The 14,983-nt window shown below is 64.9% G+C and carries 8 protein-coding genes; 1 reads left to right on the top strand and 7 read right to left on the bottom strand.

Going from position 1 to position 14,983, the window contains the following annotated elements; genetic code table 11:
* Positions 1-43: 43 nt before the first annotated feature.
* Entirely contained in the window at positions 44-1,513 is a 1,470-nt protein-coding gene (locus ACFQGD_RS05670; RefSeq protein ID WP_345395931.1) for a sigma-70 family RNA polymerase sigma factor, read from the bottom strand.
* A gap of 46 nt (positions 1,514-1,559) precedes the next feature.
* On the bottom strand, positions 1,560-2,108 hold the full coding sequence (locus tag ACFQGD_RS05665; RefSeq protein ID WP_345395928.1) for a hypothetical protein: 549 nt from the start codon (positions 2,106-2,108) through the stop codon (positions 1,560-1,562).
* Between the two features lie 200 nt (positions 2,109-2,308).
* Between ACFQGD_RS05665 and ACFQGD_RS05660 the strand changes: the two genes are divergently transcribed.
* On the top strand, positions 2,309-3,142 hold the full coding sequence (locus ACFQGD_RS05660; RefSeq protein WP_345395925.1) for a phosphoribosylaminoimidazolesuccinocarboxamide synthase: 834 nt from the start codon (positions 2,309-2,311) through the stop codon (positions 3,140-3,142).
* Between the two features lie 33 nt (positions 3,143-3,175).
* On the opposite strand, the gene ACFQGD_RS05655 is transcribed toward ACFQGD_RS05660, so the two are convergent.
* From ACFQGD_RS05655 to ACFQGD_RS05635, 5 genes are all read right to left on the bottom strand, one after another.
* Positions 3,176-3,811 (bottom strand): hypothetical protein, encoded by a 636-nt coding sequence (locus tag ACFQGD_RS05655; RefSeq protein WP_345395923.1) that lies wholly within the window; start codon positions 3,809-3,811, stop codon positions 3,176-3,178.
* A 639-nt stretch (positions 3,812-4,450) separates the two neighbouring features.
* Positions 4,451-4,990, bottom strand: coding sequence for an RNA 2'-phosphotransferase (locus tag ACFQGD_RS05650; RefSeq protein WP_345395920.1), 540 nt, complete (start codon positions 4,988-4,990; stop codon positions 4,451-4,453).
* A gap of 56 nt (positions 4,991-5,046) precedes the next feature.
* On the bottom strand, positions 5,047-5,280 hold the full coding sequence (locus ACFQGD_RS05645) for a hypothetical protein (protein WP_345395917.1): 234 nt from the start codon (positions 5,278-5,280) through the stop codon (positions 5,047-5,049).
* Between the two features lie 230 nt (positions 5,281-5,510).
* Positions 5,511-5,963, bottom strand: a complete 453-nt coding sequence (locus ACFQGD_RS05640; RefSeq protein ID WP_390183635.1) for a DUF6896 domain-containing protein — start codon at positions 5,961-5,963, stop codon at positions 5,511-5,513.
* Positions 5,960-14,935 (bottom strand): LamG-like jellyroll fold domain-containing protein, encoded by an 8,976-nt coding sequence (locus ACFQGD_RS05635; protein WP_345395911.1) that lies wholly within the window; start codon positions 14,933-14,935, stop codon positions 5,960-5,962. Before ACFQGD_RS05635 ends, ACFQGD_RS05640 begins: the two co-directional genes overlap by 4 nt.
* Between the last annotated feature and the right edge of the window lie 48 nt (positions 14,936-14,983).

The following is a 14,983-nucleotide window of genomic DNA, read 5'->3' as shown; positions in this document are numbered from 1 at the left end:
GACCCTATCGGCCCCGACTCACGTCGTGTCCGGCATCACGACATCACCGAAGGCAGACGGTGTACACCGCGAGCTGCTCGTCCGCGCTCCGCGTGGTGTTGCCCGCCGCGTCACTCGCCACCACCCACCAGACGACGTCCCCGCCTCCGTCGGGCGGACCGATCTCAGCGGCGTACTCGTCCCCTGACTCGAGCACCATGGCGACCTCGTGCACGCCGCCGTCGGCATGCTGCCAGAACAGCGTGACATCGACGGCCACGGGCTCACTGGACGTCGTCTCGGCGGGGTCGGCGGTGGAGTCGCCGGCCCCCTCGGCGCCGTCGTCGACGACGCGGGCACGGGCCACCGTGGTCTCACAAGTGCTGTCGCGCGGTCCGATCCCCTGTCGGTCGGTCCGCAGGTCGAACACCCTCGGCGACGTGGTGTCACTTCCTTTGGCGGGAGTGGCAGCGGTGCCCGCACCGGGTTCAGACGTCGGCGGTGACGCGGGTGGCGTCGTGGTGGTCGTGGTGGTCGTCACGGTCACCGGCGCAGGTTCCTCCGGTGTGGTGGTCGTCTCCGGCGTCACCTCGGTGCGCGGCGTCGACGTCGTTTGCGGCCCCGCGAGAGCGCCTGTGGCGTCACCCGGTATCCGGGACGGCGACTGCAACGCGACAACCGCGCCCCCGATGAGCAACAGCGCGGCAAACCCCGCCGCCAGTCCGAGCGCCCTGGTGCCACCAGGGGCGCGGGACCCCATCGGACGACGTGCCGAGGCGAGCGCGATGTCATCCAGCGTCCGCTCCCGCACATCGTCGGGCGCGGGGATCATCGGCAGCGAGCCGAGCAGCGCGAGCGGGCTGACCATGCGTTCGCGCCGCCTGCCACACGTCGTGCAGGCGTCGATGTGCCGCGCGACCCGTTTGCGGATCAACGGTGACAGCGAGCCGTCCCAGTCACCAAGAAGCGCGTCCAGTTCGGGACAATCGCGCCTGCCCGTGCGCCCCACGAGCAGCGCGGCGAGCGAACGTTCGACGTGCCCGCGCACCCGGCCGAGCAACACAGTGGCGTGATGCGGGGTGACGCCGAGCGCGATGGCGAGGTCCTTGCCTTCCAGTCCATGCCGCAGGTGCAGGTCGAGCACCGCCCTGTCCTTGGCAGCCAGCCCGAGCGAGGCGTCGGCGACGAGTTGCCGCAGCTCGGCGTCGGCGTACTCGTCCCGGTCAACCACCGGCGGGGTCATCGCCGCCACGTCCTCGTTGGGCCGCTCCCGCGAGCGCTTCCGGATCGCGGCGAGGCACTGCGTCCGGCAGATGGAGTACAGCCACGGCCGCAGCCTGCTCGGGTCGCGGAGCTGACCGATCTTGGTCGCCGCGGTGACGAACGCGTCGTGCAGTGCGTCCGCCGCGTCGTGACGGTCGCGCAGGATGGAGTGACAGTAGTCGTGCAGCCGGTCGGCGTAGGTGTCGTAGATCTCGGTCCACGCGCGCTGGTCGCCGTCAACCGCCCGTCGTGCCAGTTCGGCGTCCTCCATGTTATGAGGGTAGGGCGAAGTGCCCTTGTTGTCCGCAACTTCCATGTCACGAGTGACGCTCCTGCCGCATCATGCGGGCCAACGACGTCGCGAGCCAGCCTCCACCGAGCAGGACAGCCGCGAGACCAGCACCGATGGCGACGCGCACGGCACCGGCGTTGGCCGGTTGACTGGCAGCGGGGACATCATCGGCCGGTGTGCTGGACGTCGTCGCCGCCGGAGTGGCGAACGGCTGGGATTCCGGCGCGGACGTCGGCTGCGGGGCAGCCGTGGGCTGGACCAGCGTCGGCTCTTCCGGCTGGGGAGCCGGGGACTTCGTCGGCGCTGGCTCCGTGGGCTCCGTGGGCTCTTCAGTCTCCGGGTCGGGCTCTGGGTCCGCCGGTGGTTCGCTCGGCGCCTCCGGCTCACCCTCGGGCGCGGCTGGCTCCCAGCCTGGTGGCGGAGTGTAGAACGGCTGGTGGGTGTGCGGCGTCGGGCTCACGGTGTCATCCCCGCCAGGCGCGGCGTGGGCTATCCCGCTGAACGCGAGCGCGAGGGTGACGGCGGCGATCGCGAACATCGCCAGACGGAACACGAGTCGGGTCGAGGTCGTCATGATGGGCTCCTTTCGGTGGGCTGTCACCTGCTAGGAGCACCGAGGGCGGCAAGTGGTCACAGAAACTCGCGGCGGGAATGTGGAACATGACGTCGTGAACGGGGGACACGGCGTCAGCTACGGGGACACGGCGTCGCGGAGGCCACAGCGCAGCGGGACTCCCCGCGCGAGCCGGACAGCGGCGTGATTGGGTGTCAGGTATGGAGCTCGTGCACACCGGCAAGGTCCGCGACGTTTACACCGACCGGGGCGACCTGGTGCTGGTCGCGTCCGATCGGGTCTCGGTCTACGACGTCTCGTTGCCGACACCGATCCCGGACAAGGGCGCGCTGCTGACGCAGCTGTCGGCGTGGTGGTTCGACCGGCTCGCCGATGTCGTGCCGAACCACGTGCTGTCCACGACCGATGTGCCCGACGAGTTCCGTGGCAGGGCCGTCCGGTGCAAGCGGCTGGACATGATCGGCGTGGAGTGCATCGTGCGCGGCTACCTCAGCGGCTCCGGGCTGAAGGACTACCAGCGCACCGGCGCGGTATCCGGTGTAGAACTGCCGGACGGCCTCGTCGAGGCGGACAAGCTACCCGAGCCGATCTTCACGCCGACGACGAAGGCGTCCGAGGGCCACGACGAACCCATCACGTTCGACGACGTCGTCGCGATGATCGGCAAGGACGACGCCGAGCGGCTGCGCGACACATCGATCGAGGTCTACCGCAGGGGCGCGGAACACGCCGCGTCACGCGGCATCATCATCGCCGACACCAAGTTCGAGTTCGGCTACGACACCGACGGCACCATGACCCTGGCCGACGAGATCCTCACCTCGGACTCCTCCCGTTTCTGGCCCGCCGACCAGTGGCAACCAGGGCGCCCGCAACACTCGTTCGACAAGCAGTTCGTGCGGGACTGGTCGGTCAGCACCGGCTGGGACAAGACACCACCCGGACCAGAGATCCCGGACGACATCGTGCGGGCGACACGACAGCGCTACATCGACGTCTACGAACGCATCACCGGTCGGTCCTGGGAGCGTTGAGGTACGGCCAGCAGGCCTACCGGTAGTGCGACCTCAGCGGGATTCGGGCATCGCTGGGCGGGCGAGCCCGAGGATGGGGTAGCCAGGAACACCTATAGCGATCGCCTGCCCGCCGGAATGCGGTGAGCCCGCGAACCAGATCGTGCCGGTGTCCTCGATGTAGCCCACCACGTCCGGTGACGCGTAGTGCAGGGTGAACGGGTGCTCCACGCCGTCGAACTGAACCGCGACGGAGACATCACTGAACGCGAACCTCCCAGGACGGTAGGGAGACGCGAGCCGGGTGGGATAACGCTGCCAGGGGCCAGCGGCGAGCAGCTTCGGCAAGCTGACCCAACCCCGAGCCTTCTGCCACCGCGATAGCGCCCATATCAGCAGCACCAGCACACCGGCCGCCGCCGCGATCGCTACCGACATGATCGGCCCATCCGCAGCGGTCTGGTCGGGCGCGCCACGGACGACTCCGACGGCAACCGCGAGGGCGAGCAGTGCGGGCCAACAGAACCATCGGCGAGTTTTGCGGCGCACCACCTTGGCCCAGCGAATCGTAACCTCGTCGTCGGATGCCGGAGCGGCCGGGTCGACGTTCGTTTGACGCGGCCGTACCTCGCGATAACCGTCGGCGTTCTTCGCCTTTCGCAGCGGAATCGGGGAATGGATTCCTGGCAAGCGTAACGCCGCCCTGCCCCGCGAGTCGGGCCCGACCAGCCACGCGCGTGGGTGACGCGCGAGAACCTGCACGAATGGGTCGAGCAGGCCGCCTTCAGGTAGTACAGATCGGCCCCGTCACGGACCTCAACGCGACAGTCAGTCGCCCGCAAGGGCCGCGCGATTACCGGGCGCCACACCTGCGCCGCGATGGCCTTGTCAACGGCGCGAAGTAACGTCAACTGGCGGAAGAACAGCAGCGCCAAGGCGAGCCCGATGAACAGCGTAATCGCCGCCAGTGTCTCCCGGCCGAAGAATGCCACGATGCCAGCGAGCGCACACATCCCCGCGCATCCGCCGACACCCCGCCATAAACCTCGATAGACGAATCTGATCACCACTCGCGCATGCGGGTCCTCCGCGCCAGGCCGGTCGGTACGGGGTCCCGGAGCCTCCGGGATCGCCGCAACTACCGCGTCGTCCTCCACTACACCCCTCCAGAGTCAGTAGACGAGGGTAATCGACGCCCTCCGCTCAATTGCGACGCATCGCATCGGTCACAGGGATGATAAGTACAGTCCGCCGTGCTGGAATGCTGGACGAGGGATCAAGCTGAATTCCATACAACTCGCCATGGATACGCGGTGGCGCGCCTACTCGCTACGACGCACACCGCCGGATGAATGTGGCTGGAATCTGTAGTGCGAGCCAGGTTGCCTCGTTACCGACGTGGAACTCGACGCCGTCGGCCGCCGCCTCGGATGCGGCAACGCTGAGAAGGACGGGTGACGTGCTCTTGCGCTTGCCAACCGCCACAGCGGTCTCCTTGTCGATGGACAAGTGCACGTACTGACGACGTATGGGCTGGAGCCCCTCGACGCGGATCGCCTCCCACGTCTCGGGGGCGGTGCCGTGATAAAGAAACTCCGGAGGCTCGGCCACCTGCCGCTCGATCCGCCCAGGTAGCGAATGGCCATACCGGGCGCGAATGCGGTCACCGGCAAGTTCGAAACGCTGTTTGGCAGACGACTCAATCATGACGGCCAGCGCCTCGCGGTCCACCGTCTCCCACGCCCCGCCCTTGGCACGCAGCGCATCCACCAACTGGTCAACCGACGCCCATCCCTCGCCATCGAGCTCCAGCTCATAAAGCCACGGCGCATGACGCAGCGCATGCGACACGACCTTGCTCAGCTTCACAGCACGCACGCAGATCCTCCCTCACTTGTAGCAGGCCGAGTTCGCAGACGCCCGATTCACGCTTCGCCCCCAAGCTCCGCCCACTGCCAGCGAAGCAGAACATCAAGTAGCCGATCCAGATCCACGAGCAACGCCCAGTTGTGGTGCTCGTGGTGAACCAGGCCAGTGACGACCTCCACGCGTTCAGACTCGGCCTCACCAGTGGTCCATACCGTCAACTGGCCGAGGCGCTCCGCTCCATTAAAGGCGACCGACAAGCAAAGTCGGCTCCACAGCGTGAGAATCGTCAAGCTTCGCGGCGATCCCTTCTCGCGCAAAAGCCGAAACGTGGTCCGCCACCGAAACCCGCAGAGCGGCAAGCAGCAATTGTTGATCCATCGTCGTCGCCCGATACCGCGGTGTCCCGTATCACGATTCCACCGCGAGGTCGTTCCAGAGGTTTGCCTGCGGTAGTGGCTATGGACTGCCACAGCCGCGCATTCGCCGCATCGCAATCACCCGAGAATCCAACGCTTCTGCGCTATGCGCAGACATCCCTGTCGGTATCGAACTTTTTCCAGACCGGAGAAAACCACCCATTACGTATCTCAATTACCCATCCACGAGAAACAAGCGATCTACACGCGCTAACTATTTCTTCAGGACTGGAAGATACTTCATAACCAAGACTCTCAGAGTAATCTCTAATCTTCCAGCAATCGAATATCTCCACACCCCTCTCATCGAATGAATAATCAAAGTCAACATCGATCAAAGCACCGCTCTCGTCAATAAACCAGCAGCCGATTCCATGCATGTTGTAATCAATACGCCCTCCCACAGAACCCGATTTCGCCAGAACCTTAGAGAGATACATCCACCTCATCGATGGGAGGTGCCCATGGATATCCGGAATCTCCTCAAGCACGACCAAACGTACGGAGCGCAATGCGCGCAAAAATTCTTTCACTTCTCCCGTCGAGTCGAGGTTCATCGATAGCCTGGCCTCTTTCGATAAGGATTATGAATCCGGTCCGGACCAACTTCCGCCCACATGCGTACAACTTGTTCCATTCCGTCCCGGTAAAGTTCATTGACTCGTTCTTGAGACGCAACACTGTACGGAACATGAACTCTTGCTCGCTTGGCCGCCGCAACACGGTGATGACCATCAACAATATATAAACTGTTTTTATCTTGAGCAACGAGAACGGGACCACCCGGCCATTGGCCAGACTTCATCATCTTCGTAAATTTATCAACACGCTTCCTACTTGCGTTTCCAGAGAGCGCCTCAGTACGTCGCAGATCATGAGGCCAGATTACGCCATCGCCATCATCTTCGCCGGTTACGTCGCCGCATTGCCAGATTTGGCTCGATCGGCTGCCACTGGCGCTAGTGTGCCCGCCGGTGACGCATGAGTCGTAGGGTTGGCCTTGGGCGGGTGGCAACGCTCCGGGGCCGGTGACTCCTGGCTCGGTCGCGTCTGGCTGATACGGCTCGTCGTCCTGACCGTCGCTACCCTCGATAGTGCCCAGGTTGATGTTGTTACCGGGGTCGTTGACGGCTTTCCAAAGGTTCTCAGCGGCCTTACGGACGGTCGTGTTGAGATCGGGGCGTGGCGCCTTGGTGTTGGCGCGTTCGTTGACCTCCTGATTCCAATACTGCTGACGCAACTGTTCGGTGGTAACGGTCACGGCAGCCACACCACCCGCGCCGGTGCCCAACGTGGCCGCACAGGCGTATCCACACTGCGGCAGGTAGTTGTCGGGTCCACTTCCAGAACCAGGTGAACCACCAGAACCGGAAATAGCGTCGACGGCAGCTGCTGTGCCTGTGGCGGCGGCCATGGACCGCCACAGCCACGCCTTCGCGGCGTCGTAATCACTCAAGTCCGGCTTTGGAGGAGCAGCAACCGCCGTGCCCGCGACAGTGGTTGTCGTGATGCTGTCCCACGCATCAGCCACCCCGTCGGCCACGTCGCCAGCCACCGACGACAGGTTCGCCTCGAGATCAGATGCCGCCTCCTGACCGGCTGGACTCGAAGCGTATGCGGTCCACGCGGCAGCCCCGACAGCGGCAATCCCGATCCCGATGGCGGCACCTGCGGTGATCACCAGGTTCCCGTTGGGGTCGGTGTGCACCAGTGGGCTACTGGCGGCGTAGGTATACCGGTTGGCGTTGCCGACGTCGCGGGGGTCGAGGGCGGCGGCGTCACGGGAAGCGAACCCTCCGGTGCCGGGTTCGTACCAGCGGGTACCCATGTTCACTTGCCCCGTGTCCGGGTCGGTGTACTGGTGCTGATACCCCAGCAGCGGTTGAGCACCGGCGGAGCCGGTCTCACCACCGAATGGGTCGTAGCTGCGCGACCCACCGAGACCACCGGTGGTCGGGTCGTAGAGTCCGATCAGGTCGGTGTGCTGATCGGTGACCGCGAGCCCAGCGGCAGTGCCATCACCAGCACCCAACAGCTCCCCGCCGGGCAGGTAGCTGTAATCCCACGAACCTGTGGCGGTGATATCCCGGCTGGTACCGAGATACGACAGTGTGGTGCCACCACGGGACACGAGCCGGTTGAGCGCGTCGTAGGCATAATCCACGCCATCGGCCGCGGCAAGCTCGTCGAACGCGTTATAACTCATCGTCGACGTCGTGCCGTCGCTGGTGACCGAGGACAACGTCCCGCGAGCGGTGTAGCTCCGAGGGTCCCCACCGGACTCGACGAGCTGGTTACGCTCGTTGAACACCTGCGTCGTGCCAGCCTTGTCAACCAGATTGCCGGCATCGTCCCAGCCATAACTGACGGTGTTGCTGCCGTTGTCCCACGACGTCAACCGACCAGCCTGGTCATACCCATAGGTGTGGTTGCTCGCCCCGGCATACCCGGTGGTGGTCTTCGCCGTCAGCCGATCGGCCTTGTCGTAGCCGTAGGTGACCTTCGCCGCGGTCGTGCCATCCGGATTCGAGACCGTATCCGAGGTCAGACGTCCGTGGGTGTCGTAGCCGTACTCCCGGCTCGCTCCGTCGACGACACCAGCTGAGGCCACCCGTCCCGCCTCGTCATAGCTGTAGTCGACAGTCGCCCCACTGACGGGATCAACCGCGGAGGCCAACCGACCCTGGGTGTAGCTGTAGTCAGCCGTACCCGCACCAGTCGTGGCGCTGACGAGCTGACCGTCGGCATTCCACGTGAAGTCGGTGTCCCCCGAGGGGCCGGTGGCCGAGACCAGCAGTCCCCGGTCGTTGTAGGTAAAGACGTTGTCCCCACCCGGCGCCGACGCTCGGATCATCCGGCCAGCGAGGTCGTAGGAGAACGCCCGGTCCGGCGTCGCCACCTCGGCACCAGCACCGGTCTGCGTGACCAACCGCCCCAGCGCGTCATACGAGTTGCTGATCGTCACGCCACCGGGTTTGGTCAGCGACGTCATCAACCCGCGTGCGTTGTAGCTGACGGTGTAGGTGCGATCGGCAGCGTCGGGATGCTGTGTGGTCGCCGGTTCGATGGTCGATTCCGGCAGACCCCAGGCGTTGGCGGTGAACACGGTCTTGTTGCCGTTGCCGTCCGTGGCCCGGGTGATGTTGCCTGCCACGTCGTAGCCGTAGCGGGTGGTGATCGACTTAGTGTCCGACACCGGGCGCGTGATCGCCCTGAGCTGATCGCGCGCATCGAACGTGTAGTTCGTGGTCGCGCCGGTGGCATCGGTGGCCGCGGTCACGTTGCCGACACGGTCGTAGGCGACACTGCGTTCCCGCAGTTTCGTGCCGGTGCCGTCCTCCTCCCACGAGGAAACCTGCCGACCAGCCATGTCATAGCCGAACCGCTGCACGGCACTCTGCGGGCGCTCAACCCGCAGCACGTTGCCGCGCACGTCATAGGTCGAGGTCGTCGTGACCCCTGCCGGGTCGGTCACTTCGATCGGGTTCGACAACGCGTCGTAGGCGACGGTGGTCGTCAACCCGGACGGCGACGTCGTGGACGTGACGTTGCCCAGTGGGTCGTAGCGGTACTCGGTCGTCAGGTTCCGCAACGACGGCGTCCGCTCGACAACGGTCGACGTCACCTTCCGGCCGAGTTGGTCGTACGTCGCTTCGGTGCGCGCACCGGTGGGGTCGGTCACCGACAACGGCAGACCGGTCGGCGTGTAGGTCATCTCGGTGACACCACCCGACTCATCGGTCCCAACCGGGGGATCGACCTTCCGGCGCAGGTTGCCGAGCTTGTCGTAGGCGAACGTCGTCGCATTCCCCGCGGGGTCGATCCGCTTGGTGACCTGGCCTGCGGCGTCGTACTCCCAGCCGGTGGTCGCCACGATCGGCTCAGACACGCCCGGCGGCGTGTAGTCCGGCAAGGTCCGCGACACACGACGACCCAACTTGTCGAACGCCGTCGTGGTGGTATTCCCGCTGGCGTCGACAACCTTGGTCGCCTCGCCAAAGGCGTTGAAACCGGTCTTGGTCACCGGCCGCTCCGTGCTGGCGGCGTTGCCGTCCGATTCGACCTCGACCGGAGGTTCAGTGACCCGCACCTGACGTCCCAGCGCGTCGTAGCCGAAGTCGGTGGCGAACTGGTTCGGGTCCGCACCAGTGACATTGCCGCGTGGGCCGACAACACGGGTCGCCAGGCCGCGCTGGTCACGAGTGGTCGTCGTGACGGCGGTCTTCGTCGAGCTCAGGTGCTCCACCCGCCGGGTCTCGCGACCCAGCGCGTCATACTCGAAGTCCGTTCGCGACACCTGAGTGTTGTCCGGCTTGTGCTGGCTGATCCGCACCGGGTTGTTGGTGTCGTCGTAGGCACGTTTCTCCTTGCGAAGCACGTCCCGCATGCCGGAGCGATCGCTGATCGTGGTCACGCGACCGGCTGGGTCGCGGAATCGCCACTCGGTCCGATTCAGGTCCCCACGACGCGTCCAGAACAGCTCGCCGGTGCCGTGGTAGCCGAGCCACTCCAACTCCAGGTCACGGGTCTCTCCTGTATCCGGATCCTGGTAGTCCTTCAGGAACGTGCCCGCGTGGCGATTGTCCTGGTAATACCGGTACTCCAGCGTGTTGCCCATGGCATCGGTCGTGCGTGCCAAATTGCCAGCAGGGTCATACGCGCGAGATTCAATGACGACATCGCGGGCCTCGCCCCCGTCGCCGCTCCAGCCGTGCACGGTGGTTTCGGCACGCTGCCAGCCCGTGTGGGTCGGCACGTAGGAATACGTGAACTTCGTACCGTCGGCCTCGGTCCTTGTCGCGACGTCGCCGAGATTGGTATACGTGACCGACTCAACGCCGCCTTCAGGGTCGGTGACCGTCGTTCGCCGACCCCGCTCATCGTAGTCGTAGGTCGTGGTGCGTTCCGAGCCGGTCTTCTTGGCGTCTGAGACTGTTGTCGATACCAGCCAACCGTTGGCGTTGTAGTCGTTGACGACGCGACGCCGCTGCTCATCGCCAGTGACCACGTTGGTGACGACCGGGCTGCGTTTCTCGACTACCCGCGACGCGCCATCGTAGGTATAGGTCGTCTTCGCTGCGCCTGCCCCGTCAGAGGCAGCCTCGGTTTCGCTTGTCTTACGACCGATACCGTCGTATGTGTAGTCGATCCGGTGACCGGCTGGGTCGGTTTTCCATGCCACGTCGCCGGAAGCGGTATAGGCGTAGTCGATCGTGCCGCCGTCCGGCTTAGTAACTTGCCGCAACAGACCCGGAGGCATGGTGCCGCCCCCGACCGCGGTTTCGGTGCCGTCGGTATAGGTGCGAGTGGTGACGCGCTCAAGCCCACCGGTCGAGCCCGGTGCCTGGATCTCCTCCACCTGTCCGTACTCATTGTGGATGTACCGGGTCAGGTACGTGTCGTCGGTGGCCGACTTCGAGCGAGCGTTGCGGTGGTAGGTCACCTGATCATTGCGTGGATCCAGCGGATCATCCGGATTGAGGTAGTACTCCCAGTACTCGGTGAACTCCGGCACGTTGCCATGCTGTTTGGTGCGCGAGATCAGATTTCCGCGTTCGTCGTGCCGCAGCTCGGTCGGATATCCGTTGGGATCGGTGACTGTGTAGAGGAAGCCGTGTTCGTCGTACTCGTACGTAACACTGCCCCCGCCGCGATCCGCCGGATTCGTAACCGACACCAAGCGACCGGCCCGTGCCGGGTCGTAGGCGTAGGTGGTGTCCTTGCCGATGGGATCGGTGACGGCGACCTTGGTGCGCCAGATCGTGTTGCCATCAGCGTCCACCGACTCGCTCACCGTGGGCTCGCCATAGGTCCACGTGGCGCCGTCGGCGTCGGTGTAGTCACGCACCCGTTCGCTCGCCCGGTCGTAGACCAGGTCCGCGGCGGTCACCGATCCGGGCTCGGTGACTGTGGTCAGCCAGTCGACCGGCATGCGCGCGTGGTAGTGCTCAGCGGCCTCGATATGGCTGACCGGCCGGTTGTAGATGGCCGCTTCGGCGATGCTGCCGTCGAAGTGGCCCCAGTCATCGACGGGACGCGCGGGCCAGTCACGTGTGCTGACCACCCCAGCGCCCAGATACATGTGGGGGAATCTGCCCCGCGCATCGGCGTTCTGAGTGCCTGCCAGATTGCCGTCGAGGAACAGCGACTGCGCGCCATCGGCCTGCGACAGCACCACGTGATGCCACGCGCCATCGTTCACCGCTGCCGACGTGACGATGCCCGCGTCGTTGCCGTTCCAGAAATGCCCGTACAGCTTGCCGTCGGTGCCGACATACAGCACAGGCATCGAGCCGTGCGCGCCCGTCTCGCCCGGTTGGAACCGCGAGGTGTTGACCAACACCCCGCCCTCGGTGGTCGTGGTCTTGAACCACAGCTCCACCGACCGGTACCGCTTGTCCATCAACGGGCTGTCATCGAACTTCACGTAGCTCGACGTGCCGTCCAAACCGGCCGCGGGCACACCATTCCCACCGATCGGGCCACCAGGGGCATCGACCACGTTGTTCGCGGTACCAGACAGATCGGTGCCCAGCCCAGGAACCTCACTGGCAACCGCGCCAGTGTCCGCATCGGACAGTCGCCAATAGCCGGCGGGATTCGAATCGGTCACCGTGGACCGGTAGCCGTTCCCGGCTGTCCACGAGTAGCTGGTGCACTCGCTCTCGGGGTTACAGACCTCCGTCAGCCGGTCACCCGAGTAGCTGTACGTCCACGACAACGCCGGCGATGAACCGGTCGTTACCTTGGTTACGTGTCCGCCGCTCCAGGCGAAAGTCAGCGAACGCCCGGACGCGGTATCTGTTGCCTTGGTGAGCTGACCGCCCGCGTCGTAGGCAAGTTCCTGGGCGCGACCGTGCGCGTCGGTGATCGTGACCAGACGACCCTGACCGTTGAACTCGTACCGGGTGTTGCCGACCGTGCGCAACGTCCAGCCGCCGGTGTCTTTCGCGACGAGCGTCGCTTTCTGTCCGTCAGGAGCGGCGTAGCTACCGTCGGGATTGAGTCCGAATCGGGCCTGCTGCCCGTTCGGATAGGTGATGACGACGTTGCCGGACTCGTCATCGTCGGCTACCAACCGGGTATCCCATCGCGTGGACCACCCTGATCCGAAGGCGAGATCACCTCGCGGATCCAGGCTGTTGTAGGTCCGTGTCACCGACAAGTCGGGACCCACGACCCCCAGGGTCGCGTCGGTCGCCGACCTGGTGAAGTTCCCAACACCCGGATCGACCCCACCACCGGACTTTCCGCCGAGATGGCTGGTGATCGCCGGCTGCGGCACCTTCGTGATGAGCTTGGCGGGCCGTGTCCACGGGCCCCAGGTCTCGGTGTCCGACACCCGCCCGTACCACAGGTACGTCTCCGACCATTCCAAGAGCTCATCAGGCACCCGCCAGCGCTTCGACGTGCTCACCGCGGACTTCGTGCACTCAGCGCCATCCGAGTCGCAGACCTTGAACTGGTACTTCAACCCGTTGCCCGGCCAGTTGTCCGGATCGGTGCCCGTCAACCGCAACGTCGGACGCAACGTATCTGACACGTGTCCGCTGAGCGGATTCATCGACGTCACATGTGGCTTCTGGTTCGGAATTTCGAAGTGCACCGCGTACGACCACGGAATCCCTTTGCTCGAGAACCAGAACGAGCCGGTTTTCACCATGTCCCAGCGCAGCTTGTACTTGCCTGGCGGCAACGCCTTGATCTTGGCGTCCAGCGTGATGCTCTGCCCGGTCGTGACCTTCTTCGTCATGTCGGTGCGCAGCTTGTATTTCTTGCCAAGCTTGTCACCGGTGACCGTGTCCCACAGTTTGTAGCCGAGATCGAACTTGTTGTTCGGCCCCCAGGTGCTCTTACCGTCGTTCTTGACGGTCACCCGCATTGTGCCGTTTTCGGACGCCGTCGGCGCCTTGATCATGTCGCCGACGCTGTACTCCGCCCAATGCCACAAGTACGTAATGTCCAAATAGGGCGCGTTCACCGTGTTCGCGCTGGCGAACTTTTTCCACCCGTACGAGTCCGTATTGGACGCCGAGAGCCGAAGGCCGTGGTTCGCTTTACCACGCACCCACCCCTGCACCAGGTCGACACCGTTGGCGCCGAGGTTGATCACCTCCCACTTCGGGTCACAACCGTTCGCGTACCCATGGGCGAATTTCTTCCTACCTACTCGCGATCCCACCGACGGGCCCGGATACGACTTGTTGCCGCTCACCGACCACGCCTTGTTCACCGGGTGCACCTTCACCCGCCGCGCGTTACAGGAATACGACCAGACGTTGTACAACCCCAGGCGCACATCCAGGATCTTCATGTCAGCAAGATCCGAAGACACGCGGTTGAACTTCAGGAACGCCTTCGCCTTATTGCCCCCACCGTTGTAGGTGCCCACCTTCAGAACCGACTCACCGGAATAGTCGTTCGTGTAAGGCGAGAGCACATAGGTCGATCCGTTTGAGTCCTTCTGCACCGACGGGTCAACCTTCACCGGGTACTCCCGCTCGGGAGCCCGCAGCCACTCCTCATCAGCAGACACATGCAGCACCTGCCGACCACTGGGCTCCTCCGAAAGCCGGTACGACACATCATGCGATCGCGCACCATCACCGGAGCGCGGGTTGACGTTCGAGTCCTCCATGAACCCCGGCGGGATTACCGCCGCGACGCCACCATCGGCGTTGACCAGCTCCACCGCGCCCGCGTCATTCACCCGCGCGGTCAAGCCGTCCAAGGTGAGCGGAAACGACCACTCCGTCGGCGCATCCGCCGAGTGCAGAACGATAGTTTCCTTCACACCGACCGGGGTCGCCTGCAGCACGAGGTCCGACTCGGGCCGCACCTTCGGATAGGTCACCGTGTCGCCGTCAACCGATCCGACGGACCCACGTGCGCCCTCGACGCCGAATCCGAACGACTGGTCGTCCCCCAGCTCCACCGAGACCAGCGTGCGCGCGCTCGCCGACCGTGCGAACCGCTTCGCGTGCGAGTCAACACGCGGCCGCCAACCCCGGCCCTGCCGCCGTTCCACCAGAGTCGGGTCCACCCGCCGCCAACCGCGGCCCGGGTCGTGGAACATCTGCCGACCGTTGAAGTGACGAACGGTGACCGTCCCATCGGCGTTCTCAAAAACCTGCTTGCGTGGTCCACCTCGCTCCGGGAGCTCGCGGCTGGTCTTCGCGTTGAAACCCTCGACCTTGCGCGACGCCTCGTCGCGGTCCGTCGCGTACGTTGTCGCCCGGCGCTTGGGCTTTACAACCTCGGGTTGCCGTGAGGGCCGATCCGGTGCGTTTCCCCTCTTCGCCGGCGGGCCACCCTTCTGGCTACCCAGCACGGCGTCCTCGCCAATCGCGGTCTCATCCGACGAGACATGATGCGGCTGCCCATCCGCACTGCCCATCGCCTGCTCCGGACGTTCTCCTGGAGCAGCCGCCGCCACAGCCGCATCCTGCGGCCGTACCGACATCAAGCCGACGATCATCACCATCGCCAGCAACACAGACAGCAGACGTGACGCACTGACGCGGACCACGAAGATCCCCCCTCGCACACGGTCGCCGCACAAGAGCGGGACCGCTGC

This window comes from Haloechinothrix salitolerans (assembly GCF_042662605.1).
Taxonomy (GTDB): Bacteria; Actinomycetota; Actinomycetes; order Mycobacteriales; family Pseudonocardiaceae; genus Haloechinothrix_A; species Haloechinothrix_A salitolerans.
The sequence above is the reverse complement of the archived record's forward strand: the minus strand, read 5'-3'. Positions and strand labels throughout refer to the sequence as shown.

What these genes read in the sequence shown, in the direction of transcription:
- ACFQGD_RS05640 (WP_390183635.1), bottom strand. Translation starts at nt 5,963, where the DNA reads ATGAACCTCGACTCGACGGGAGAAGTGAAAGAATTTTTGCGCGCATTG.
- ACFQGD_RS05660 (WP_345395925.1), top strand. Translation starts at nt 2,309, where the DNA reads ATGGAGCTCGTGCACACCGGCAAGGTCCGCGACGTTTACACCGACCGG.
- ACFQGD_RS05670 (WP_345395931.1), bottom strand. Translation starts at nt 1,513, where the DNA reads ATGGAGGACGCCGAACTGGCACGACGGGCGGTTGACGGCGACCAGCGC.
- ACFQGD_RS05665 (WP_345395928.1), bottom strand. Translation starts at nt 2,108, where the DNA reads ATGACGACCTCGACCCGACTCGTGTTCCGTCTGGCGATGTTCGCGATC.